This is a genomic window from Pseudogulbenkiania ferrooxidans 2002, assembly GCF_000174355.1.
Lineage (GTDB): Bacteria > Pseudomonadota > Gammaproteobacteria > Burkholderiales > Chromobacteriaceae > Pseudogulbenkiania > Pseudogulbenkiania ferrooxidans.
Map to the genome: position 1 here is coordinate 280,534 of NZ_ACIS01000006.1, position 23,181 is coordinate 303,714.

Annotated in this window: 18 protein-coding genes; 7 read left to right on the forward strand and 11 right to left on the reverse strand. The window is 67.8% G+C overall.

Annotated elements, in window-relative coordinates:
- The first annotated feature begins 25 nt into the window (after positions 1-25).
- Positions 26-1,210 (forward strand): acetyl-CoA C-acyltransferase, encoded by a 1,185-nt coding sequence (locus FURADRAFT_RS12525; RefSeq protein ID WP_008954531.1) that lies wholly within the window; start codon positions 26-28, stop codon positions 1,208-1,210.
- Positions 1,211-1,252: 42 nt separating this feature from the next.
- On the opposite strand, the gene FURADRAFT_RS12530 is transcribed toward FURADRAFT_RS12525, so the two are convergent.
- A complete protein-coding gene (locus FURADRAFT_RS12530; RefSeq protein WP_008954532.1) occupies positions 1,253-2,335 on the reverse strand; it encodes an AI-2E family transporter in 1,083 nt (360 codons plus the stop codon).
- 246 nt (positions 2,336-2,581) lie between these two features.
- On the reverse strand, positions 2,582-4,372 hold the full coding sequence (dsbD, locus tag FURADRAFT_RS12535) for a protein-disulfide reductase DsbD (RefSeq protein WP_008954533.1): 1,791 nt from the start codon (positions 4,370-4,372) through the stop codon (positions 2,582-2,584).
- Between the two features lie 157 nt (positions 4,373-4,529).
- On the opposite strand from dsbD, the gene FURADRAFT_RS12540 reads away from it, so the two are divergent.
- Positions 4,530-5,339: an alpha/beta fold hydrolase gene (locus FURADRAFT_RS12540; protein WP_008954534.1), complete on the forward strand. Its 810-nt coding sequence runs from the start codon at positions 4,530-4,532 to the stop codon at positions 5,337-5,339.
- Positions 5,340-5,413: 74 nt separating this feature from the next.
- On the opposite strand, the gene folE2 is transcribed toward FURADRAFT_RS12540, so the two are convergent.
- The 8 genes from folE2 to FURADRAFT_RS12580 all read right to left on the reverse strand — a co-directional run bounded on the left by folE2 (position 5,414) and on the right by FURADRAFT_RS12580 (position 13,220).
- Positions 5,414-6,208, reverse strand: coding sequence for a GTP cyclohydrolase FolE2 (folE2, locus tag FURADRAFT_RS12545; protein WP_008954535.1), 795 nt, complete (start codon positions 6,206-6,208; stop codon positions 5,414-5,416).
- A gap of 88 nt (positions 6,209-6,296) precedes the next feature.
- Positions 6,297-7,592: an MgtC/SapB family protein gene (locus FURADRAFT_RS12550; protein WP_008954536.1), complete on the reverse strand. Its 1,296-nt coding sequence runs from the start codon at positions 7,590-7,592 to the stop codon at positions 6,297-6,299.
- A gap of 18 nt (positions 7,593-7,610) precedes the next feature.
- Entirely contained in the window at positions 7,611-9,467 is a 1,857-nt protein-coding gene (dxs, locus tag FURADRAFT_RS12555) for a 1-deoxy-D-xylulose-5-phosphate synthase (RefSeq protein WP_008954537.1), read from the reverse strand.
- Positions 9,468-9,487: 20 nt separating this feature from the next.
- Positions 9,488-10,384 carry a polyprenyl synthetase family protein gene (locus tag FURADRAFT_RS12560; RefSeq protein WP_008954538.1) on the reverse strand — a complete coding sequence of 299 codons (897 nt, stop codon included), beginning with the start codon at positions 10,382-10,384 and terminating at the stop codon, positions 9,488-9,490.
- Positions 10,374-10,607, reverse strand: a complete 234-nt coding sequence (locus FURADRAFT_RS12565; RefSeq protein WP_008954539.1) for an exodeoxyribonuclease VII small subunit — start codon at positions 10,605-10,607, stop codon at positions 10,374-10,376. The genes FURADRAFT_RS12560 and FURADRAFT_RS12565 overlap by 11 nt, the downstream gene beginning before the upstream one ends.
- A 243-nt stretch (positions 10,608-10,850) precedes the next feature.
- Positions 10,851-11,957, reverse strand: coding sequence for a WD40/YVTN/BNR-like repeat-containing protein (locus FURADRAFT_RS12570; protein WP_008954540.1), 1,107 nt, complete (start codon positions 11,955-11,957; stop codon positions 10,851-10,853).
- 15 nt (positions 11,958-11,972) lie between these two features.
- Positions 11,973-12,242, reverse strand: coding sequence for a MoaD/ThiS family protein (locus FURADRAFT_RS12575; protein ID WP_008954541.1), 270 nt, complete (start codon positions 12,240-12,242; stop codon positions 11,973-11,975).
- Between the two features lie 84 nt (positions 12,243-12,326).
- Positions 12,327-13,220, reverse strand: coding sequence for a DMT family transporter (locus tag FURADRAFT_RS12580; RefSeq protein WP_008954542.1), 894 nt, complete (start codon positions 13,218-13,220; stop codon positions 12,327-12,329).
- Positions 13,221-13,316: 96 nt separating this feature from the next.
- Between FURADRAFT_RS12580 and FURADRAFT_RS12585 the strand changes: the two genes are divergently transcribed.
- From FURADRAFT_RS12585 to lon, 4 genes are all read left to right on the forward strand, one after another.
- Entirely contained in the window at positions 13,317-14,105 is a 789-nt protein-coding gene (locus tag FURADRAFT_RS12585; RefSeq protein ID WP_008954543.1) for an AraC family transcriptional regulator, read from the forward strand.
- Between the two features lie 138 nt (positions 14,106-14,243).
- The gene (locus FURADRAFT_RS12590; protein WP_008954544.1) at positions 14,244-18,578 is read left to right on the forward strand and encodes a DEAD/DEAH box helicase; all 4,335 of its coding nucleotides are present in this window, start codon (positions 14,244-14,246) and stop codon (positions 18,576-18,578) included.
- 56 nt (positions 18,579-18,634) lie between these two features.
- Entirely contained in the window at positions 18,635-19,054 is a 420-nt protein-coding gene (locus tag FURADRAFT_RS12595) for an Hsp20/alpha crystallin family protein (protein ID WP_150105064.1), read from the forward strand.
- The gene (lon, locus tag FURADRAFT_RS12600) at positions 19,051-21,480 is read left to right on the forward strand and encodes an endopeptidase La (RefSeq protein WP_008954546.1); all 2,430 of its coding nucleotides are present in this window, start codon (positions 19,051-19,053) and stop codon (positions 21,478-21,480) included. Before FURADRAFT_RS12595 ends, lon begins: the two co-directional genes overlap by 4 nt.
- Positions 21,481-21,612: 132 nt before the next feature.
- Here the strand turns inward: lon and FURADRAFT_RS12605 are convergent, their stop codons facing one another.
- On the reverse strand, positions 21,613-22,314 hold the full coding sequence (locus FURADRAFT_RS12605; RefSeq protein WP_008954547.1) for a pirin family protein: 702 nt from the start codon (positions 22,312-22,314) through the stop codon (positions 21,613-21,615).
- A 392-nt stretch (positions 22,315-22,706) separates the two neighbouring features.
- Between FURADRAFT_RS12605 and FURADRAFT_RS12610 the strand changes: the two genes are divergently transcribed.
- Positions 22,707-23,135 (forward strand): hypothetical protein, encoded by a 429-nt coding sequence (locus FURADRAFT_RS12610; protein ID WP_008954548.1) that lies wholly within the window; start codon positions 22,707-22,709, stop codon positions 23,133-23,135.
- The last annotated feature ends 46 nt before the right edge of the window (positions 23,136-23,181 follow it).

Here is a 23,181-nt window from a genome sequence, read left to right on the forward strand (position 1 = left end):
AACGTTCCCTTTATCGAGGTGCAGCATGCAGAACCAGTCTATCGTGATCGTCGGAATGGCCAGGACCCCGATGGGAGGGCTGCAGGGCAGCCTGTCGCCGCTGACGGCGAGCGAACTCGGTGCGGTGGCGATGGCGGCGGCGGTCGAGCGCGCCGGCATCGATGCGGCCAGCGTCGACGAAGTGATCATGGGCTGCGTGCTGCCCGCCGGACAGGGCCAGGCGCCGGCCAGGCAGGCCAGTCTCAAGGCCGGACTGCCGCTGGCGACCGGTTGCACCACCATCAACAAGATGTGCGGCTCGGGCATGAAGGCGGTGATGCTGGCGCACGATCTGCTGCTGGCCGGCTCGGCCAAGGTGATGGTGGCGGGCGGCATGGAAAGCATGTCCAACGCGCCTTACCTGATCCCGAAGGCGCGTGGCGGTCTGCGTCTCGGGCATGGCGAACTCAAGGATCACATGTTCCTCGACGGGCTGGAAGACGCCTACGACAAGGGTAAGCTGATGGGGGTGTTCGCCGAGCTCTGCGCCGAGCGCTTTGGTTTCAGCCGGGTCGCTCAGGACGAGTTCGCGCTGAGCTCGCTGGCGCGCGCGGTGGCGGCGATCGAAAGCGGTGCCTTTGCCGGCGAGATCGCCGCTGTCAAGTTGCCCGGCAAGTCGGGCGAGACGGTGGTCGATACCGACGAGCAGCCGCTCAAGGCCCGCCCGGACAAGATTCCTTCTCTGAAACCCGCCTTCAAGCCGGACGGCACCGTGACGGCGGCCAACGCCAGCTCGATCTCCGACGGCGCCGCGGCGCTGGTGTTGATGAGTGAGGACGAGGCACGCGCACGCGGGCTCACGCCGCTCGCCCGCATTGTCGGCCATAGCACCTTTGCCCAGGAGCCGTCCTGGTTCACCACGGCGCCGGTCGGCGCCATGCGCCAGCTGTTTGCCAAGACCGGCTGGCAGGCTGACGAGGTCGACCTGTTCGAAATCAACGAAGCTTTCGCCGTGGTTACCATGGCCGCGATGCAGGAACTGGGCTTGCCGCACGACAAGGTCAACGTCAACGGCGGCGCCTGCGCGCTGGGACACCCGATCGGCGCTTCCGGGGCGCGTATCCTGGTCACGCTGATCGCAGCGTTGCAGCGCCGGGGCGGCAAGAAGGGCGTGGCCAGCCTGTGTATCGGCGGCGGCGAGGCTACCGCGCTGGCGCTAGAGCTGGTATGAGGTGAGGGATGACAGGCCGGACGGTGTTCCGGCCTGTCGTTTTCAGCGGTGTTCCGGCTTCGCTTCGGCCTCTTCGTCGTTGTTGAGCCAGAACTGGAACAGCGTGAAGCCGATCGCCAGCAGGGTGGGGCCGATGAACAGGCCGATGATGCCCCAGGCCAGCAGGCCGCCGATGACGCCGAGGAAGATCAGAGACAGCGGCAGTTTGGCGCCCTGGCTGATCAGCAGGGGCTTGAGTACGTTGTCGATAGTGTTGACCAGCAGGAAGCCCCACAGCAGCAGGAACACGCCCATGCCGGTTGCGCCGGTATAGAACACCCAGCCGGCCGCCGGCAGCCAGACCAGCAGGGTCGGCAGTTGGGCCACCGCGATCACGAAACACAGGAAACCGAGCGCCAGAGCGCCGGGTACCCCGGCAATCAGCAGCCCGATCACGCACAGGATGGTCTGGGCCAGTGCGGTGCCGACCACGCCGGTGGTGACGCCGCGTATCGTGCGTGCCACCACTTGAGGCAGCTCGCTGGCCGAGGCTCCGCCCAGCTTGTTAATGACGCGCTCGGCGATGCGCCACAGCGCCTCGCCGTTGGCCAGCAGCAGCCCGGCCACGATGATGGCCATGACGATTTCCAGCAGGCTGACCCCCAGCATTGCCCCGCGTCCCAACAGCCACAGGGCCCCCTGGTTGATCCACGGCTTGAGCCGGGCGAGCAGGCCGGGTAGATCGGTCTGCGCCGTGACCCAGTACTGGGTGAGCGCTTCACCCGTCAGCGGAATCTTGCCGAGCCAGGCGGGAGGGGGTGGCAAGGTGAAGTTGGCCAGACCGTGGGCGATGCCGTTCAGGTGGGGCAAGGTATCCGTCAGCGTCAGTACCATCAGCCCCAGGGGGACGGCCAGCGCCAGGCCAAGCAGGAGAACCACCAGCAAGGCCGCGAGATTGCCGCGCCCGCGTAGGCACTGGGTCAGGCGCTGGTACAGCGGCCAGGCGGAAATGGCGATGATCACAGCCCAGGTCAGCGCCCCAAGAAAGGGCAGGATGACCTGCAGGCAGGCCCAGACCAGGAGCGCAACGATGGCGACTCGTAGCACGGCCATGACGCCGATTCCGGCAAAACCCTTGTCCAGCATGAATGAACCCCGTCGGGTAAGAGACAAGCCGTCATTCTAGCCGGGAGGAACAGGCTTGTCCGGCGGGCACTGCAGTCGACGCGGTTTAAGGCGCCAGCTTTTGCAGTTCCGTAGGATGGGTGACGCGCGGCAGAACCCATCCGTTGCGATGGGCTACGGCGCTGACTGAGCGAGGCAAGCGTAGCGTCGCGAAGGAATAGTGCCTACCCCCATCCTATGTTGCGGCATGTGGGGTGAGCAGGGGGCTTAGCGCGCCAGCTTTTGCAGCCGCGCCAGGAACGGCTCGGCTTCCATGAAGCCGATGATACGATCGGCCTCGCGGCCCTGACCGTTGAACAGAATGATGCCGGGAGGACCGAACAGGCCGAAGCGCTTGAGCAGAGCCTGCTGTTCGGCGCTGTTGGCAGTGACGTCGGCACGGATCAGAACGAACTGGTTCAGTTTGTCGGCGACGCGGGCGTTGCCGAAGGTGGACTCGTCCATTTCCTTGCAGGAGACGCACCAATCGGCGTAGAAGTCGAGCAGCAGCGGTTTGCCGTCGCCACTGGCCAGTTTCGCATCGAGTTCGGCCAGGTTGCCGACGCGCTGGAATACCGGGGTGATGCTGCGTGCCTGGGCGTTGCTGCCGCTCAGCCATTTCAGCGGGTAACGTGGATTGGTCTCGCCACCCAGCACGCCGATCAGCTGGGCGGCACCGATCAGGAACAGCGCGAGGCCGATGGCCTTGCCGATCTTCGCCACCGGATGGGCGTTGCCGGGCAGGTTCTCGAAGGTTTTGAGGAAGACTGCCGAGCCGATGCCCAGCGCCGCCCACAGCAGCATGACCAGCGGACCGGGCAGGAACGGGGTGGCAAGCCAGATCGACAGGCCCAGCATGACCACGCCGAAGACGCCCTTGACGCCGCGCATCCAGGCCCCGGCGCGAGGCAGGATATGACCGCCGTAGGTGCCGATCAGGATCAGCGGCAGGCCGAGGCCAAGCGCCATGGCGTACAGCGCCGCGCCGCCCAGCACGGCGTCGCCGGTGGTGCCGATATAGCCCAGCGCCAACGCCAGCGGGGGGGCCACGCAGGGGCCGATGATCAGCGCGGAGAGCGTTCCCATGCCGAATACGGTGGCGACCTTGCCGCCGCTGAGACGGTTGGAGGTTTCGCTCAAGCGAGTCTGCCAGCTGCTGGGCAGCTGGATCGAGAACACGTCGAACATCGACAGCGCGAAGACCACCAGCAGGGTGCTGGCGGTGAGCACCACGGCCGGTTGCTGCAGCCACACCGTGAGCAGCGACCCGGTCAGGCCGGCCACCACGCCGACGGCGGTATAGGTCAGGGCGAGGCCCTGCACGTAGGTCAGCGACAGCTGGAAGCCGCGGCGGCGGGTGAGGGTGTTGCCCTGGCCTGCGATCAGCGAGGACACGATGGGCAGCAGAGGATACATGCAGGCGGTGAACGCCATGCCGAGCCCGGCCAGGAAAAACGTGCCGAGTGTCGTCAGCCAGCCCTGGCCGGCGAGCCGGATGGCATCGCTCTGGCCGCTGACGGTGCCTGCTACCGCGGTACTGGTCAGCCAGGAGGGCAGGGTCGAGGCGGCCTGGCCGCCCACGGTGAGGGTCTGGGTCAGCGGCGGGTAGCAGACGCCGACGTCGGCGCAGCCCTGGGCGGTGACTTTGAGCTTGAGCCCGTCTGCGGCTGCCGTCGTGAGCGGCACGGTGATGGCGATTTGCTTGTGGTAGACGTTCTGCTTGCCGAAGAACGGATCGTTTTTCACGTCGGCAGTGGGGAAGACCGGCTCGCCGATCTGCCCGGCGGGATCCGAGACGATGTGGGTGCGGTCGCGGTAGAGGTAGTAGCCGTCGGCGATCTCGAAGATCACCCGCAGGTCGTTGCCGTTTTGTTCGAGGCGGGCGGGAAAGGCCTTTTCCGGCGGCAGCAGGTCTTCCTGCGCCACCGCCAGGGCGAGCGTCGAGGCGCACAACAAGGCCAGCAGCAGGATCAGGCGCTGCCAGAGGGAAAGCGAAGCAGATCGGGTCACGGTCAACATAACGGCATCGTTCTAGGGGCTAGCTGAAGGACCACGGCACGCGGCCCAGGTTCCGCGACGGACGTTTTGGGAACCCACGTCGCCGGGAAAGCGGAACCGTATGATAGCGCAGCCATCACTCAAATTATCTGACACGAATCAGGGGCAAGGCAAAAACATGAGGGAGATTATTCATTTCGCCCACGCCAACAGTTTTCCGGCGAGCGTGTACCGCAAATTTCTCGCTACCTTGGCCGAACACTACCAGATCGGCTATCTCGATGCGGTGGGGCATGACCCCGCTTATCCGGTGACCGACGGCTGGCCGTATCTGGTGGACGAGTGCATTCGCCACATCGAACAGTATGGCCGGCCGGTGATCGGGGTCGGCCATTCCCTGGGCGGGGTGTTGTTGCTGTATGCCGCCATGCGCCGGCCGGAACTGTTTCGCGCGCTGGTGATCCTGGATTCGCCGCTGTTCGGCCCCTTGCGTTCGCGTACCGTCTGGCTCGCGAAGCGCCTGGGGTTCATCCAGAAGATCACACCGGGCGGCAATCCGCTGCGCCGGCGTGACAGCTGGCCCAGCGTGCAGCGGGTGTGCGAGTATTTTGCCCGCAAACCGGCATTCGCCCGTTTCGATCCGGATTGCTTGGCCGACTACGCCGAACACGGCACCGTGCCCGACGCGCAGGGCGGGCGCCGCCTCAAGTTCCGCCCCCTGGTCGAATACCAGGTATTCGAAGGCTTGCCGCACGATTTGCCACGCTACCGCGGTCGTCTCACGGTGCCGACGCTGTTGGTGGTGGGGCAGCAGTCGGGGGTACTGAAACCGGCCGACCTGGCTTTTGCCCGGCGTCATTTCGGCATGCAGATCACGCAACAGGCCGGCTCGCACCTGTTCCCGCTGGAGCATCCGGTGGAAACCGCGCAGCGCATCATGGAGCGGCTGCCGGCGCTGCTGTCGCCGCCCGCAGCGGCCGGCCCCTAGCCATACCGCCCTGGCGTGGCGCACAAACAAAAGCGGCATCCCTTTGGGATGCCGCCTGGCTTGCTACGTAGCGTTCAGCCCTGGCGCTTGTCGCGCTCGATCAGGGCGTAGGCCGAGTGGTTGTGGATGGATTCGAAGTTTTCCGATTCCACCACGTAGGCGTGGATGCGCTCGTCGCGGTCCATCGCGGCGGCGACGTCGCGCACCATGTCCTCGACGAATTTCGGGTTTTCGTAGGCGCGCTCGGTGACGAATTTTTCGTCGGGGCGCTTGAGCAGGCCATACAGTTCGCACGAGGCCTGGTCTTCGGCGATGTCGATCAGCTCTTCGATCCAGACGTGCTCGTGGGTGCTGGCGGTCAGCGTGACGTGCGAGCGCTGGTTGTGCGCGCCGTACTGCGAGATTTTCTTCGAGCACGGGCACAGGCTGGTCACCGGGACCACCACTTTCATGGTGAAGTGGTACTCGCCGTCGCGCAATTCGCCAACGTAGGTGACTTCGTAATCGAGCAGGCTCTGCACCCCGGAAACCGGAGCGGTCTTGTTGACGAAGTAGGGGAAGCTCATCTCGACGTAGCCGGACACGGCCTCGAGGCGCTGCACCATCTCGCGCACGATCTGCTCGAACGAGGCCACTGAAATTTCGCGCTCGTGCTGGTTGAGAATCTCGACGAAGCGCGACATGTGCGTACCCTTGAAATGGGCCGGCAGGTGCACGTACATGTTGAACAGACCGATGGTGTGCTGCACGCCGTTGTCGCGCTCGGCCACCTTGATTGGGTGGCGGATGGATTTGATACCCACCTTGTTGATGGGAATATTGCGGCTGTCGTGCGAGCTTTGCACGTCAGGAATGGTGGTTTGGTTCATTGCGTTATTGTGTAACACACGAGATGGGTACTTGGCGAGTATAACGCCAGAGTAATAGTTGAGTAAAGAAGTCGGAATTGGCCGCTCGTCAAGCGACGCCGGTGCCGAGCAAGAGGAGCCCGCCCAGCATGCCCGCCCCGGAAAGGATGAAGGTCGGCAGGCAGCGCCAGGCCAGGGTGCGTCCGCCCAGGCTTGCGATCAGCCCGAATTTGAACAGGTTGTTGGCGAACACGGCAAGCACAACGCTGATGATGACCTGATGAATGTCCAGACGGTGCTCGCCGAACAGGTTGAGCACGGTGAGGGTGATGGGGTCGACGTCGTTGACGCCGGAAATCAGCGCCACGGCGTAGATGCCGCGGCTGCCGTAGAGGTCGTGCAGCCAGGCCGAGCACAGCACCACTACGGCGAATATCAGGGCAAAGCCCAGTGCCAGCTTGAGTTCGGTGGGGTTGGACAGCGTCAGTTCCGGATGGCCGTCCTGGTTCTGGTCGTGGCGAAAGCGCAGGAAGACGGTGATCAGCCCCAGCCCCAGCGCCGGCAGCATCACCATCGCCATGGCGCCCAGCGCCTCCGGCACCAGGATGGCGGCGAGCACGATGAGCCGCAGGAAAAGCACGATGTTGGCGAGCAGGATCACGGAGGTGGCGAAACTCAGCGATCCTGGGTTGCTGCGTGCCTCGCGGGCGTAGACCAGGCTGGTGGCGGTGGACGACACCATGCCGCCAAGCAGGCCGAGCCAGGGGCCGCTGGCGCGTCCGCCCAGCAGCCGCACCGCGAGGTAGCCGGTCAGGCTGACGCCGACGATCAGCACCACCATGAGCCAGATCTTGTGCGGGTTGAGTGCAAGATAGGGGCCCATGGCGCGGTTGGGCAGGATGGGCAGGATGATGAAGGTGAGGGTGGCGAACTGCAGCAGCGACAGCAGGTCGCGCCGCTCCAGCTTGCGGGCGATGCCGGTGAGTTCGGGCTTGAGGTAGAGCAGTGCCGTGGCGAGAATGGCGGTGGCGATGGCCAGTTCGCTCTGGTTGTACCACACCAGGGCGCCCAGGCCGTAGGCCAGCATCAGGCTGACCAGGGTAGTGGTGCGCGGCTCCTGCACCTCGGCTTCCTGATGTCCCTCGGGCAGAAAGCCCAGCGCGATCACCCCGGCGAGCCCGACGGCGACCAGTGCCGGGGTGGCGGTCATCTGCCCCAGCATGGTGAGCATGGTGCCCAGCATGGCGGCGAGCGGGAAGGTGCGGATGCCAGCCAGCGGGTGCTGCTTGCGTTCGCGCTCCACCCCCAGCAGTAGGCCGATGGCGAGGCTGGTGACGAAGCGCGGCAGCACTGCGAACGGCGTGCCTTCCAGGTTCAGCCATGCCTCCACGCCGATGCCGCTCATGCCGGCTCCTTAGTCGGTTTATCGCGATGCCAGACGGGCTGCGATGCTCGCTTCGATGCCTTTGGCGTCGAGGCCGCAGTCGGCCAGCAGCAGGGCAGGGTCTCCATGTTCAACATAGTCGTCGGGCAGGCCCAACTGCAAGACAGGGGCGGTGATGCCCTGGGCCTCGATGGCTTCGACGCAGGCCGAGCCGGCACCGCCCATGACGACGTTTTCTTCCACGGTGACGATCAGTTCGTGGCTTTCGGCCAGGCTCTTGATCAGCCCGGTGTCCAGCGGCTTGACGAAGCGCATGTCGGCCACGGTGGCGTCGAAGGCTTCGGCGGCCTGCAAGGCCGGCGTCACCATGCTGCCGAAGGCGAGGATGGCGACACGGCCCTGGCCCTGGCGGCGGATGTGGCCGCGGCCGATCGGCAGCGCGCTCATCTCGTGCTGGATGTGCGCGCCGGGGCCGGTGCCGCGCGGGTAGCGCACGGCGGTCGGGGTGTCGAGCGTGAACGCGGTGTACAGCATCTGGCGGCATTCGTTCTCGTCGGACGGCGCCATCACCGTCATGTTGGGAATGCAGCGCAGGTAGGAGATGTCGAAGGCGCCGGCGTGGGTCGGGCCGTCGGCGCCGACCAGACCGGCGCGGTCGATGGCGAACACCACCGGCAGGTTCTGCAGCGCCACGTCGTGGATCAGCTGGTCGTAGCCGCGCTGCAGGAAGGTGGAGTAGATCGCCACCACCGGCTTCATGCCGTCGCAGGCCAGCCCCGCCGCGAAGGTGACGGCGTGCTGTTCGGCGATGGCGACGTCGAAGTAGCGGTCCGGATGTTCTTTCTCGAAGCGCACCAGGCCGGAGCCTTCGCGCATCGCCGGGGTGATGCCGACCAGGCGCGTGTCGTGCTTGGCCATGTCGCAGATCCAGTCGCCGAAGATCTGCGTGTAGCTCGGCTTGCTGCTGCCCGATTTGCCGCCGGACAGGCCGTTGGCGGGGTCGAACTTGGTGACGCCGTGATACGCCACCGGGTCGTTTTCGGCCAACTTGTAGCCCTGACCCTTCTTGGTGACGATGTGCAGGAACTGCGGCCCTTTCAGGCTCTTGATGTTCTTCAGCGTGTCGACCAGCACGTCGAGGTCGTGGCCGTCGATCGGGCCGATGTAGTTGAAGCCGAATTCCTCGAACAGGGTGCCCGGGGTGAACATGCCCTTGACGTGTTCTTCGACCTTGCTGGCGATCTCGCGCAGCGGCGGGGCGATGCCCAGCACCTTGCTCGAGCCCTGCTTCATGGCGGCGTAGAAGCGGCCGGACATCAGCTTGGCGAGGTAGTTGTTGAGCGCGCCGACGTTGGGCGAGATCGACATGTCGTTGTCGTTGAGGATCACCAGCATGTCGAGGTCCATCGCCCCGGCGTTGTTGAGTGCCTCGAAGGCCTGGCCGGCGGTCATGGCGCCGTCACCGATGATGGCCACGCTCTTGCGCTCGATGCCCTGCGCCTTGGCCGCCGCCGCCATGCCCAGCGCGGCGCTGATCGAGGTGGAGGAGTGGCCGACGCCGAAGGTGTCGTATTCCGATTCCTCGCGCTTGGGGAAGCCCGCCAGGCCGCCTTTCTGGCGCATGGTGTGCATCATGCTGCGGCGCCCGGTGAGGATCTTGTGCGGGTAGGTCTGATGGCCCACGTCCCACACCAGGCGGTCGTGCGGGGTGTCGAAGACGTAGTGGAGCGCGATGGTCAGTTCGATGCTGCCGAGGTTGGAAGCGAAGTGACCGCCGGTCTTGCTCACCGACTCCACCAGGAACTGGCGCAGTTCGCCTGCCAGCTGCGGCAGTTCGTGGCGCGCCAGGCGCTTCAGGTCGGCCGGATAGTTGATCGTGTCGAGCAGCGGGTACATGTGTGCGTGTGTGTGCTGTTTTAGAAGGAGCGGGCGACGATGTAGTCGGCCAGGTCCTTGAGTCGTTGGGCCGCGGGGCCGAATCCGTCCAGTGCGGCGAAGGCTTCGTCGCGCAGTTCGCGGGCGAAGGCGCGCGCTTCGGGCAGGCCCATCAGGCTGACGTAGGTCGGCTTGTCGTTGGCGGCGTCCTTGCCGGCGGTTTTGCCGAGGGTGGCGGTGTCGGCATCGACGTCGAGCACGTCGTCGACCACCTGGAAGGCGAGCCCGATGCGCTTGGCGAAGTGGTCGAGCCGCTCGGTTTCCTCGGCCGACAGCGGGGTGCCGGCGAGCGCGCCCAGCAGCACCGCGGCGCGGATCAGGGCGCCGGTCTTGAGGCAGTGCATGTATTCCAGCTCGGGCAGCGACAGCGTCTGGCCGACACTGGCCAGATCGATGGCCTGGCCGCCGGCCATGCCGCCGTGGCCCGAGGCGCGCGCCAGGGTGCGCACCATCTCCAGCTGGGCGGCGGCAGCGACGCCGTCCAGCGGCGTGGCCAGCACGTCGAAGGCCAGGGTCTGCAGTGCGTCGCCGACCAGGAGCGCGGTGGCGTCGTCGAAGGCGACGTGACAGGTGGGCTTGCCGCGGCGCAGGACGTCGTCGTCCATGCACGGCATGTCGTCGTGCACCAGCGAGTAGGCATGGATCATTTCCACCGCCGCGCCGATGCGTGCCAGGTGCTCGGGGTTGGCCGAAACCAGTTCGCCGGCGGCGTGTACGAGGAGCGGGCGCACGCGCTTGCCGCCGTCCAGCGTGCTGTAGCGCATCGCCTCGTGCAGGCGTTGGGGGGCGGACTCGGGGTTGGGCAGGAGGCGCGCGAGCGCGTCTTCCATGGTTTGCTGGATGCCGGTCATCCAGCCGATGAAGTTGTCATTGGCCATTCGGCAGATCCAGCGTTTTGAGTTCGTTGTTTTCGAGGATTTTCAGCTGCTGCTCGGCGTCGGCCAGCTTGCCCTGGCAGAACTTGATCAGCTCGACCCCCTGCTTGTACGAGGTCAGGGCTGTCTCCAGCGGCATGTCGCCGCTTTCCATCGCCTGGATGATGTCCTCCAGCTGGGCCAGCGAGACTTCGAAACTGGCCGGGGCTTTGGTGGATTTGGCCATGGCGGTCCTTCCATGTTCTTGGAGTAAGACCGCCATTTTACGGGGTTTGCCCCTCGCCTGTCAGCGCGGGGGAGGCGAATTGTTGACGTGGGCGGTCGCGGGGGACGCGGTACAGCTTGCGGACGGAGTCACGACAACCGAACTGGGCGGCCATCCGCTCTGCCGGCACTGGCAATGCGGGGCAAGCCAGGGGCGGGTGCATGATGCGGCCGGGCAGGGGCGCCGGGCGGCGATGCCGTGGGATCAGCCGAAGCGCACGCAATAGATCGGCGGCAGGTGCGCCGACAGGCACTGCCAGTGCTCACCGCCGTTTTCGGACAGCCACAGCCCGCCGGTGGTGGAGCCCATGGCCAGGCGTAGGCCCGTGGCGTCCACCTCCAGGCCGTGGCGGTAGACCAGATCGTAGGCCGGGGGCGGCGGCAGGCCGTCGTCCAGGGGCTCGAAGCTGGCGCCGCCGTCCTGGGTGCGCGTGACGACGAAGCGGGCGTCCACCGGGACACGGCATGCGTCCTTGACGGCCGGGACGAACCAGGCGGTGTCGGGCTCCAGCGGGTGCACGGCGACGGCGAAGCCGAAGCTGGAGGGTTGGGCGAAGAGCCGCTGCCACTGCGCGCCGCCGTCGCGGGAGCGGAAGATGCCGTTGTGATGCTGTACCCACAGCGCCTCGGGCGCGCCCGCGCATTGCACCATGCGGTGCGGGTCCTGGATGTTCGGGTCTTCGCGCCGTTCCGGCGGCATGTAGTCGGCCTCCAGGCCGGCGCTGGTGCAGCTCCAACTGGCGCCGTCGTCATGGCTCTGCCACACGCCGCCGCAGGAGACGGCGAGGGTGAGGTGGCGGCTGTCGCGCGGGTCGACGCAGATGGAGTGGATGCCGGGGGCGTCATAGCCGCCGCCGAACCATTCCGCGCGCTCCGGGCGGTCCCACAGCGGGCGGTTCAGCACCCAGCTGTCGCCGCCGTCGTCGGAGCGGAACAGGCCGCCCGGGATGGTGCCGGCCCACAGGACGCCCGGTTGGTCGGGGCCGCCGGGTTCCAGCGCCCAGATCTGCTGCAGCGACCAGGGTGCGGCGGGCGGGTGATCCGGCAAGGGCTCGGGCAGCGGGGCGGGCTGCGGCGGGTACACCGGCACCGCGCACGGCTCCCAGTCCGTGGCGCCGGCGCGGCGCCGCCACAGCTTGACGCCGAAATGGCCGAGGTTGAGGGCGGCGTACAGCGTACCGTCGCGCGGGTCGGCCAGCGTCATGCTGACCGGTTCGCCGAGGAAATGGGTCTCTGTGGTCTGCCACCGACCATCATGGTGGTGCAGGATGAACAGCCCTTTGCGCGTGGCAACGAGGAGTCGGTCGTTCATGGGGGGAGTCCTGTATCAGCCGCCGGAGAGCGCCTGCACCACGTAGATGCGGCTGTCGGGAGCAACGTGGTCGCCCAGGCGCTGGCGGTCGCGGATGGCGTGGCCGTCGACGAAGATGGCCATGTGGCGGCGCAACTGCCCCTGGTCGTCGAGGAGGTAGCCGCGCAGCTCCGGCTGCAGTGCAAACACCGCCTCCAGCGCCGCCCCGACGGTCGGTGCGACAACCTCCCGTTCCGGGCAGACGATATGACGCTGGATGGCGGCGGCGAAGGTGATGTGGGGCATGGCAAAACGCCGTGGCGACGGACATCTTCACAGTGTAGGCCATGGTGCCGGGCTTGCCCGTCGGCGCGCCCGCCGCGCCCGGGCTCACCCCGCCTGCAGTCGCCAGCGCTTGAGCACGCTGCCGAAGCCGCCCTGGGTCAGGCTCACCCCGAGCAGGATCAGCCCGCCGCCCAGCCAGTGGTGGGCGTGGATGGTTTCGCCGAGCAGGGCGCTGGCGATCAGGGCGGTGAACAGCGGCAGCAGGTTCATGAAGATAGCGGTGCGCTCGCTGCCCAGCCGTTCGATGCCGCGCATCCAGAAGTAGGCCGCGAGTACCGATGAGGCGATGCCGGCGAACAGCACCAGCCCGACGCCTTGCGGCGGAATGGCCAGGCTGTCGGCGGTGAGCGCCAGCGGAGCCAGCATCGCCACTGCCAGCAGTACTTGCACGTACAGGTTGAGCCACGGTCCGAACGGCGGCGCCCAGCGCTTGAGCAGGATGCCGTACAGCGCGTAGGCGGTTGAGCCGACCAGGATCAGCGCGTCGCCACGATTGACGCCGGCGGCGAGCAGGCTGGCCGGATCGCCCCGGCCCAGCAGGTAGAGCACGCCCGCCAGCGACAGGGCCACGCCCAGCATCGCCGCCGGGCCGACACGTTGGCCGAACACCAGGCCGTTCAGCAGCAGGCCCAGCAGCGGGATCAGTGCGCAGATCACTCCCATATTGGTGGCGCTGGTACTGTGCGCAGCGTAATAGGCCAGGCACTGGTACAGCACCATGCCGAGCACGGCCAGCACGGCAAAGCGCGGCAGATGGGGGAGCAGGGCGTGGCGCTGGCGCCACAAGGGGCGCAGGCAGAACGGGCTGAGCACCAGCGCGGCCACCAGCCAGCGGTAAAAGGAGATCGCGGCGGGGTCGAACACCGTGGCGGCGGCCTTGGACACCACGGTATTGGCGGCCCAGATCAGCACCGCCAGCAGGGGAAACAGCACGGGCATGGCCGGCTCCTTGGGATGGAATACCGCCAGTGTAATCTTGTCGTTTTCTCTGCTTATAATGCGAACCAGACAAAGCGATGAGGCAAAGCCGACAATATGGACCTGCCCTATAGGGACGCCGACCTGCAACTGCCGCCACCGTCGCCGCTCTACTTCCGCTACGACCAGTTCGAGCCTCATACCGGCTTCGAGCTGCACCGCCATCCCTGGGGGCAGCTCAACCGCATCAGCCTGGGCCTGATCGAGCTGGAGTTGGAAGGGCGCAAACTGACCGCCCCGGCCGACTACCTGGTGTGGGTACCCGCCGATCTGCCGCACGCCGCCTACGTGCGCCTGGCGATGGAGTACACCTCGGTCTACGTCGACGCCGCGCTGGCGGCGCGCCTGCCTGCCACGGCCTGCCTGATCGCGCAGACACCGGTGGTGCGGGCCTTGCTGGAGGACTTCTGCCAGCGCCGCGTGACGGCCATGGCCGACGACTGGGACGTGCGCCAGGCCGAGTTGCTGGTGGAGCACCTGGTGCGGGCGGGGGCCGAGGACAGCTATCTGCCGGAGAGTGCCGACCGCCAATTGGCGCCAATCCTGCACGCCATCCGGCTCGATCCGGCCGATGCCACCACGCTGGCGCAGTGGGCCGAGCAGGTGCACTGCACCGAGCGCACCCTGGCGCGGCGCTTCCAGAGCGAGCTGGGCATGAGCTTCGTGCAGTGGCGCAACCGCGTGCGTCTGCTGCAGGCGCTGGCGTGGCTGAAGGAGGGCTGGCCGGTGCAGGAGATCGCCGCTCGCCTGAGCTATGGCACCGCCTCGGCGTTCATCGCGATGTTCCGCAAGCAGATGGGGTTCTCGCCGGAGCGCTACCGGCGCCAGCTGCGCGGCGAGATATAGGGGACTGTCGCGGACGGGCTCGGCCATCGCATATCGCTGGTCCTCCCGGCCGATAGGCCGGCTCGCCGGGTACGCATCCCCATCCCCATTGCCGGCTGCACTACCATGAAAGCGTCCCCCTTTGCCGCGATGTGACGCGTGAATCCGCTTCCCTTCTTCCATCCCGCCGTGGCGCGCTGGTTCGTCGCTACCTTCGCCACGCCCACCGCCGCCCAGGCGCAGGCCTGGCCGGTGATACAGTCCGGCCGCCACGTGCTGATCGCCGCGCCGACCGGCTCCGGCAAGACGCTGGCCGCGTTTCTCGCCGCCATCGACGCGCTGGTGCGCGAGGGGCTCTCCGGCGGGCTGCCGGACGAGACGCAGGTGGTCTACGTCTCGCCGCTCAAGGCGCTGTCGAACGATATCCAGAAGAACCTGGAAACGCCGCTGGCCGGCATCCGCGACGCGCTCGCGGCCTGCGGCCTGCCCGAGGTGGACATCCGCACCCTGGTGCGCACCGGCGACACCCCGCAGGCGGAGCGCGAGAAGATGCGCCACCGCCCGCCGCATATCGTGGTCACCACCCCGGAATCGCTCTACGTGCTGTTGGGGTCCGAATCGGGCCGCAGGATGCTCGCCACCACCCGCACCGTGATCGTCGACGAGATCCACGCGCTGGCGCCGAACAAGCGCGGCTCGCACCTGGCGCTGTCGCTGGAGCGGCTGGCGGCGCTGAGCGGAGACAAGCTGGTGCGGGTCGGCCTGTCGGCCACCCAGAAGCCGATCGAGGAGGTGGCGCGCTTCCTGGTCGGGGCCGCAGCGGATGGCGGCCGCGCGCCGGACTGCACCATCATCGATACCGGCCACGCGCGGCGGCGCGACCTGGCGCTGGAGGTGCCGCTCTCGCCGCTCGAGGCGGTGATGTCGGGCGAGGTGTGGCAGCAGGTGTACGACCGGCTCGCCACGCTGATCGACGAGCATCGCACCACGCTGGTGTTCGTCAACACGCGCCGATTGGCCGAACGCGTCACGCGCCATCTGTCGGAGCGCCTGGGCGAGACGTTGGTGGCGGCGCATCACGGCAGCCTGGCGCGCGAGGCGCGGCTGGACGCCGAGCAGCGTCTCAAGCGCGGCGAACTGCGCGCGCTGGTGGCCACCGCCTCGCTGGAACTGGGTATCGACATCGGCGACGTCGACCTGGTGTGCCAGCTCGGCTCGCCGCGCTCGATCTCGGCGTTTCTGCAGCGCGTCGGCCGCTCCGGCCACGCCGTGAGCGGCACGCCGAAGGGGAGGCTGTTCCCGCTGTCGCGCGACGATCTGGTGGAGTGCGCGGCGCTGCTCGACAGCGTGCGGCGCGGTGAACTCGACTATCTCATCATCCCGCCGCAGCCGCTCGACGTGCTGGCGCAGCAGATCGTCGCCGAGGTGGCGGCGCAGGACTGGGGCGAGGACGCGCTGTACCAGCGCCTGCGCCGCGCCTGGCCCTACCGCGCCCTGGCGCCGGAGGATTACGCCGCGGTGCTCGCCATGTTGGCTGAAGGCTACAGCACCCGGCGCGGCCGCCACGGCGCGCTGATCCACCACGACGCGATCAACCGCGTGCTGCGCGGCCGGCGTGGCGCCCGGCTCACCGCGCTGACCAGCGGCGGCACCATCCCGGACACCGCCGACTACCAGGTACTGCTGGAGCCGGAAAACCACATCATCGGCACCGTGAACGAAGACTTCGCGGTGGAAAGCGCAGCCGGCGACGTGTTCCAGCTCGGCAACAATTCCTACCGCATCCTGCGCATCGAGCGCGGCACGGTGAGGGTGGAAGACGCGCACGGCCAGCCGCCCTCGATCCCGTTCTGGTTCGGCGAGGCGCCGGGCCGCAGCGACGCGTTGTCGCAGGCGGTGGCACGGCTGCGTGCCGAAACCGCCGCCTGCTTGCGGCACGACCCGCAGGGCGACACCGCGTTGGGCTGGCTGGCCGACGACCTGGGCATCGGCGCGCCGGCCGCGCGCCAGCTGGTCGATTACCTGGCGGCGGCGCACGCCGCGCTGGGCTGCCTGCCGACGCTGGACACCCTGGTGTTCGAACGCTTCTTCGACGCGGTCGGCGGCATGCAGCTGGTGATCCACTCGCCGTACGGCAGCCGCGTCAACCGCGCCTGGGGGCTCGCCTTGCGCAAGCGTTTCTGCCGCAAGTTCAACTTCGAGCTGCAGGCCGCCGCCACCGAGGACAACATCGTGCTGTCGCTCACCACCGCGCACAGCTTCGATCTGGCCGAGGTGGCGCGCTATCTCCACTCGGCCAGCGCGCGCCTGGTGCTGATCCAGGCGCTGCTCGACGCGCCGATGTTCATCACGCGCTGGCGCTGGGTCGCCTGCATCGCGCTGGCGCTGCCGCGTTTTCGCGGCGGCAAGAAGGTGCCGCCGCAGCTGATGCGCATGAATGCCGAAGACCTGATCACGGCGATCTTCCCGGACCAGCTCGCCTGCGCCGAAAACCTGGTCGGCGAGCGCGAAATCCCCGACCACCCGCTGGTGCGCCAGACCCTGGCCGATTGCCTCACCGACGCCATGGACGTGGACGGCTTCGAGCGCCTGCTGGCCGGCCTGGAGTCGGGTGCCATCCGCGTCGAGGCGCGCGACCTGACCGAGCCCTCGCCGCTGGCGCTCGAGGTGCTCACCGCCAAGCCCTACGCCTTCCTCGACGACGCACCGCTGGAAGAGCGCCGCACCCAGGCGGTGATGAGCCGGCGCTGGCTCGACCCGGACACCGCCGCCGACCTCGGCCGGCTCGACCCTGCCGCCATCGCCCGGGTGCGCGAGGAAGCCTGGCCGGACCCGGCCAACGCCGACGAACTGCACGACGCGCTGGTGTGGCTGAGCTTCGTCACCACGGCGGAAGTGGCGGCGCAGCCGGGCTGGGGCGAGTGGCTGGCGGCACTGGCGAAACAGCGGCGCGTGGCGCGTGTGCAGCACGACGGCGCGGCGCTGTGGATCGCCGCCGAGCGGCTGAGCCAGTTCCGGACGCTGTGGTCCGGACTCAAGACGCAGCCAGCCATCAGCCCCCCGGAGGGCGAGGCCCTGCGCGATTGGACGCCGGACACCGCCTTGATCGCGATCGTGCGCGGCCGGCTCGAAGGTCTGGGGCCGATGACCTGGCCGGCGTGCGCCGCCGCGCTGGGCGAAGACCCGGGTCGGGTGCAAGGCGCGCTGCTGGCGCTGGAAAACGAGGGCTTCGCGCTGCGCGGGCGCTTCACCGCCGAGGCGGCGGACGACGAATGGTGCGAGCGGAGGCTGTTGGCGCGCATCCATCGCTACACCGTCAAGCAGCTGCGCGCCGAGATCGAGCCGGTGGCCGCGCGCGACTTCCTGCGCTTCCTGTTCGACTGGCAGCACGTGGCCGCGGACTCGCGCATGGAAGGACAGGACGCGGTGGCGGCGGTGGCCACCCAGCTGGAAGGCTACGAGGCCCCGGCCGGCGCCTGGGAGACCGAGCTGCTGCCGGCGCGCATCCCGGCCTACGAGCCGGCCTGGCTGGACGACCTGTGCCTGGCCGGGCGCCTGTCGTGGGCGCGCCTGACGCCGCGCAGCGTTCAGCCGGACAAGGCCGGCAAGGGCGTGACGCCGGTGCGCACCACGCCGATCACGCTGTTCGCCCGGCGCAACGCCCAGCTCTGGACGCAGCTCGCCGCCACCCCGGACGCGCCGCCGCTCAGCGGGCGTGCCCAGGCGGTGGCCGACTGCATCCGCCAGCACGGCGCCTCGTTCTTCGATGAACTGCGCGACGGCACGCACTTGCTGGGGGTGCAGGTGGAAGAGGCGCTGGCCGAGCTGGTGGCGGTCGGGCTGGTGAATGCCGACAGCTTCGGCGGCCTGCGCGCGCTGCTGGTGCCGTCCGAGCGGCGCCGCCCCAGCGGCGGCAGCACGCGCCGACGCCACCACCGCACCGTGATGTTTGGCATGGAAGACGCCGGGCGCTGGGCGCTGGCACGGCGCGGCGCGGCTTCGGCCAACCTTGACGAGGCGCTCGAGCACGTCGCGCGTACCTTGCTGCGCCGCTACGGTGTGGTGTTCTGGCGCGTGCTGGAGCGCGAGGCCGACTGGCTGCCGCCGTGGCGCGACCTGCTGCGTGTGTACCGCCGGCTCGAAGCGCGCGGCGAAATCCGCGGCGGCCGCTTCGTCGCCGGTTTCTCCGGCGAGCAGTTCGCCCTGCCCGAGGCGGTGGGGCTGCTGCGCGAGGTGCGGCGCAAGCCGCCCACGGGCGAGTGGCTGTCGCTGTCCGGTGCCGACCCGCTCAACCTGGTCGGCATCCTGACGCCCGGACCCAAGCTCGCGGCGCTCACCGGCAACCGCGTGCTGTTCCGTGACGGCCTGCCGGTCGCCGTGTTCGCCGCCGGCGAGGTGCGTTACCTCGAAACCCTGGACGCGCAGGAGCAATGGAGCGCCCACAACGCGCTGTTGCGCCGCCACGTCCCCCCGATGCTGGCGGATTTTTCCTGACGCGGGAGCCGGCTTGAAAGCGGCGCCGTGAACGCCATTTACCCCCCATGGGAGGCATGAACACCATGAGATCACGCGACCTGATGTCCTGGATGTGGGGCGACGCCCTGTCCCTGCTGGAGCAGGCCGAGCGGCTGCACTGCCAGTTCTTTCGCAGCGGCCCGGCGCGCGCACCCTGCCTCGAGCCGCCGATCGACGTGGTGGAGAGCGAGGACGCCATGATCGTCTACGTCGCCCTGCCGGGGGTGCCCGCGGCGGCCATCGTCGTGGCGTTCGAGCCGGGCGGGGTCACGGTGGCGGCGGAGCGGCGCTTCCCCGCCTCCCGGGCGGCCCATATCCACCGCATCGAAATTCCCTACGGACGCTTCGAGCGCCACATCCCTCTGCCCCTGCACATCCTCGAGCCGGCCCCGCCGGAACTGGCGGATGGTTGCCTGGTATTGACCTTCAGAAAAGTAAGGGAGGTTCCACGATGAAGCACTGGTCCAAGCAGCAGCACATGCGCACCGACGAGACCCCCGGGGCGTCCGCCGGGGCCCAACCGCCGGCCGCGGCGCCGCTTGCCGCCGGCAGCAAGCGTCTGCCGGAGGACGCGATGATCCTCATCCCGCTGCGCAGCGCGGTGCTGTTTCCCGGCGTGCTGTCGCCGGTGACGGTCGGACGCGCTGCCTCCATCGCGGCGGCGCAGGAGGCCGCGAAGAACGAGCTGCAGGTGGGATTCCTGCTGCAGCGCGACCCGCAGAAAACCGAGGTCGGGCCTTCCGATCTGTACTGGGTGGGCACCGCCGGACTGATCGCGCGCTACATCACCGGCAAGGAAGGGGCCGATCACCTCGTGGTGCAGGGGCTGTCGCGCTTCCAGGTACTGGAATTTCTCGATGGCTGGCCCTTCCTCGTGGCGCGGGTGGCGCTGATCGCCCAGCCGGAGATGATGACGCCCGAGATCGAGGCGCGTTTCCTGCAGCTCAAGGAACGCGCGATCGAGGCGATCGGCCTGCTGCCCCATATGCCGGGCGAGCTGAACGACGTGGTGCGCGGCATCGACTCGCCGGCGGCCCTGGCCGACATGGTGGCCAACCTCATCGACGTCAAAGTCGAGGAAAAGCAGGACATCCTGGAAACCTTCGACCTCTTGCGCCGCCTCGACAAGGTGCTGGCGCTGCTGTCGGCGCGGGTCGAGGTGCTCAAGCTCTCGCGCGAGATCGGCGAGAAGACGCGCGCCCAGTTCGACGAGCGCCAGCGCGAGCACATGCTGCGCGAGCAGATGCGGCAGATCCAGAAGGAACTCGGCGAGGACGAGGAGAGTGCGGTCGAAATCGAGGAACTGAAGCAGGCCGTCGCCACGGCCGGCATGCCGCCCGAGGTGCAGAAACATGCCGAGAAGGAACTGAAGCGGCTGCAGCGCGTGGGCGAGGGCGGCACCGAGTACGCCATGCTGCGCACCTACCTCGAGTGGCTGACCGAGCTGCCGTGGAAAGCGGAGGCGCCGCAGCCGATCGACATCGCCGCCGCGCGGCACGTGCTGGACGAGGATCATTTCGGGCTGGACAAGATCAAGCGGCGCATCCTGGAGTACCTCGCAGTGCGCAAGCTCAACCCGGAGGGCAAGAGCCCGATCCTGTGCTTTTCCGGCCCGCCCGGCGTGGGCAAAACCTCGCTCGGCCAGTCCATCGCCCGCGCCACCGGACGCGCCTTCCAGCGCGTCGCCCTGGGCGGGCTGCACGACGAGGCGGAAATCCGCGGGCACCGGCGCACCTACATCGGCGCCTTGCCAGGCAACATCATCCAGGCGCTGCGCCGCGCCGGCACCACCCACACCGTGCTGATGCTCGACGAGATCGACAAGCTCGGCGCCGGCGGCTTCCATGGCGACCCGGGCAGCGCGCTCTTGGAAGTGCTCGATCCGGAGCAGAACCGCACGTTCCGCGACAACTACCTGGGGGTGGATTTCGACCTGTCGCGGGTCATGTTCGTCTGCACCGCGAACGTGCTCGACACCATCCCCGGACCCTTGCGCGACCGCATGGAGATCATCCAGCTCCCCGGTTACACCGAGGAGGAAAAGATCGAGATCGCGCGTCGTTACCTGGTGCGGCGCCAGCTCGAGGCCAACGGCCTGACGACCGAACAGGCTGGGCTGACGGATGCGGCGCTGACCGCGATCGTGCGCGACTATACGCGCGAGGCCGGGGTGCGCAACCTGGAGCGCGAGCTGGGTTCGGTGCTGCGCCGCGTGGCGATGCGCATCGCCGAAGGCCTGGCCGAGCGCGTCACGGTGGATGCCGCGGACCTGGCCGACATCCTCGGCGCGCAGCGTTACGAGAGCGAGGTGGCGCTGCGCACCAGCCTGCCCGGCGTGGCGACGGGGCTCGCCTGGACGCCGGTGGGCGGCGACATCCTGTTCATCGAGGCCAGCAAGGTGCCGGGCAGCGGGCGCCTGATCCTGACCGGGCAGCTGGGCGAGGTCATGAAGGAATCGGCGCAGGCGGCGCTGACCCTGGCCAAGATCTGGACTGGCGATTCGCTCGCCGGCATCGACGTGCACGTGCACGTGCCGGCCGGGGCGACGCCCAAGGACGGGCCCAGCGCCGGGGTGGCGATGTTCCTCGCCCTGGTGTCGCTGTTGACCGACAAGCCGGTACGCTCCGACGTGGCGATGACTGGCGAGGTGAGCCTGCGCGGGCTGGTGCTGCCGATTGGCGGCGTCAAGGAAAAGACGCTGGCCGCCTTGCGCGCCGGCATCCACACCGTGATGCTGCCGCGCCGCAATCAGAAGGATCTGGAGGACGTGCCCGCCGAGGCGCGCGCGAAGCTGCAATTCGTCTTGCTCGACCGGGTCGAGGACGCGGTGCGTTTTGCCATCGGGGACGTCGCGCCGGACCATCAGGACAGCGCGGGTTGATATTGCCCAGCTTGCAGGCGACATGGCCGGGCGTGCTGCGACAGGATTTGCCGGATGCGGCGCCACGTGGCGCCGCATCCGGCGGTTTGGTGCCCAAAGCAGCGGGGCGGGGCGGTGCTTCCCGCCTGGCGCTTACGGCACCATGTCGAAGAACAGCACCTCGGCCGCTGCGCCCTCGCTTAGCAGCAAGCGCGAGTCACCCTGTACCTTGACGCCATCGCCGGCCTGCAAGGGATAGCCGTCCAGTTTCACGCTGCCGCGCGCCACGTGGATATAGCCCAGACGCGGCGCCGTCTGCACCCACTCGACCTGCTCCTCGCCGTCGATCAGCGCGCTGTAGAGCGCCACGTCCTGACGAATGCTCAGCGAGCCGTCGCGGCCGTCCGGCGATACCAGCAGGCGCAGCTTGCCGCGCTTTTCCTCGGTCTCGAAGCGGCGTTGCTGGTAGCTCGGACGCAGGCCGTTTTGCTCCGGCATCACCCAGATCTGTAGGAAATGCACCGGCTCCTGGTGCGAATGGTTGAATTCGCTATGGGCGATGCCGGTGCCGGCACTCATCAGCTGCACGTCGCCCGGCACGATCACCGAGCCGGTGCCCAGGGTGTCCTTGTGCTCCAGCGCACCTTCCAGCACATACGAGATGATCTCCATGTCGCGGTGGCCGTGGGTGGGAAAGCCGCTGCCGCCGGCCACGGTGTCGTCGTTGATGACCCGCAGCGGCCCCCAGCCCATGTGGTTGGGGTCGAAATAGCTGGCAAAGGAGAAGGTATGGTAGCTATTCAGCCAGCCGTGGTCGGCATGTCCCCGTTCGTTCGCTTTCCTGACGTTCAGCATGATCGGCTCCTGTTGGTGGGGCGGTATCGGCCCCGATTCATCATGGCTGTCAGTATGGGCGTTATTTTTTCGATTGAATAACGCAAAAAATACGGCTATTTGATCTGATTTTTAGATGTGTTGCGCCGCGCCCAAGCTGTGGCCCGGCGCTGCGCCTCGTCGCGCGGCAGGCCGGGCAGCGCAACCGTGAGTTCGACTTCGCTGCCGAACCCGTCCGGGAGGGTGCCGCTTTGCGCGTGCCTTGCCAGGCGGCAGCGCCGGCGCGCCGGGAACGTTATGCGCCGATCACAATCTATGCAAGTAGCGATGCCGTCAGCTAAGTCTTAGACTGGGATGGATTGGAGATGTCCGTCACCCGGCGTTTTGCACCACAGCTCAAGGAAAGGACTTTGATGAAAAAGCTCTTGCTAGCCTCGCTATTCGCCGCGGCAACCTCCTCGGCGCTGGCTGCCGATGTCGGGGTATCGATCAGCATCGGCGATCCTAATTTCTACGGCCAGATCGACATCGGCAACTTCCCGCGGCCTGCCGTCATCTATGCGGAACCCGTCATCATCCGGCGCTCGCCCGTGGTGTATGAACCGATCTACCTGCGCGTTCCCCCTGGCCATGCCAAGCACTGGCGCCAGCACTGCGCCGAATACCGCGCCTGCGGCCGGCCGGTGTATTTCGTGCGGGACGAGTGGTACAACGACGTCTACGCGCCACGCTACCGTCGGCACGACTACGACCGCCGCGATGGCCGCCGCGACGAGCGCCGTTACCCCGGTAACGAGCACGGCCACGGCCATGGCAAGGGGAAATGGCAAGAGGACCGCTAACCCCGCCGAAAACACCCGCTCGCTCGCAGCGGGTGTTCTTTAACGC

Coding starts and splice junctions, on each gene's coding strand:
- lon (WP_008954546.1), top strand. CDS start 19,051: ATGAAGCACTGGTCCAAGCAGCAGCACATGCGCACCGACGAGACCCCC.
- FURADRAFT_RS12550 (WP_008954536.1), bottom strand. CDS start 7,592: ATGAGCGGCATCGGCGTGGAGGCATGGCTGAACCTGGAAGGCACGCCG.
- FURADRAFT_RS12595 (WP_150105064.1), top strand. CDS start 18,635: ATGAACACCATGAGATCACGCGACCTGATGTCCTGGATGTGGGGCGAC.
- FURADRAFT_RS12580 (WP_008954542.1), bottom strand. CDS start 13,220: ATGCCCGTGCTGTTTCCCCTGCTGGCGGTGCTGATCTGGGCCGCCAAT.
- FURADRAFT_RS12540 (WP_008954534.1), top strand. CDS start 4,530: ATGAGGGAGATTATTCATTTCGCCCACGCCAACAGTTTTCCGGCGAGC.
- FURADRAFT_RS12530 (WP_008954532.1), bottom strand. CDS start 2,335: ATGCTGGACAAGGGTTTTGCCGGAATCGGCGTCATGGCCGTGCTACGA.
- dsbD (WP_008954533.1), bottom strand. CDS start 4,372: ATGTTGACCGTGACCCGATCTGCTTCGCTTTCCCTCTGGCAGCGCCTG.
- FURADRAFT_RS12585 (WP_008954543.1), top strand. CDS start 13,317: ATGGACCTGCCCTATAGGGACGCCGACCTGCAACTGCCGCCACCGTCG.
- FURADRAFT_RS12525 (WP_008954531.1), top strand. CDS start 26: ATGCAGAACCAGTCTATCGTGATCGTCGGAATGGCCAGGACCCCGATG.
- FURADRAFT_RS12565 (WP_008954539.1), bottom strand. CDS start 10,607: ATGGCCAAATCCACCAAAGCCCCGGCCAGTTTCGAAGTCTCGCTGGCC.
- FURADRAFT_RS12605 (WP_008954547.1), bottom strand. CDS start 22,314: ATGCTGAACGTCAGGAAAGCGAACGAACGGGGACATGCCGACCACGGC.
- folE2 (WP_008954535.1), bottom strand. CDS start 6,208: ATGAACCAAACCACCATTCCTGACGTGCAAAGCTCGCACGACAGCCGC.
- FURADRAFT_RS12610 (WP_008954548.1), top strand. CDS start 22,707: ATGAAAAAGCTCTTGCTAGCCTCGCTATTCGCCGCGGCAACCTCCTCG.
- FURADRAFT_RS12570 (WP_008954540.1), bottom strand. CDS start 11,957: ATGAACGACCGACTCCTCGTTGCCACGCGCAAAGGGCTGTTCATCCTG.
- FURADRAFT_RS12575 (WP_008954541.1), bottom strand. CDS start 12,242: ATGCCCCACATCACCTTCGCCGCCGCCATCCAGCGTCATATCGTCTGC.
- dxs (WP_008954537.1), bottom strand. CDS start 9,467: ATGTACCCGCTGCTCGACACGATCAACTATCCGGCCGACCTGAAGCGC.
- FURADRAFT_RS12560 (WP_008954538.1), bottom strand. CDS start 10,384: ATGGCCAATGACAACTTCATCGGCTGGATGACCGGCATCCAGCAAACC.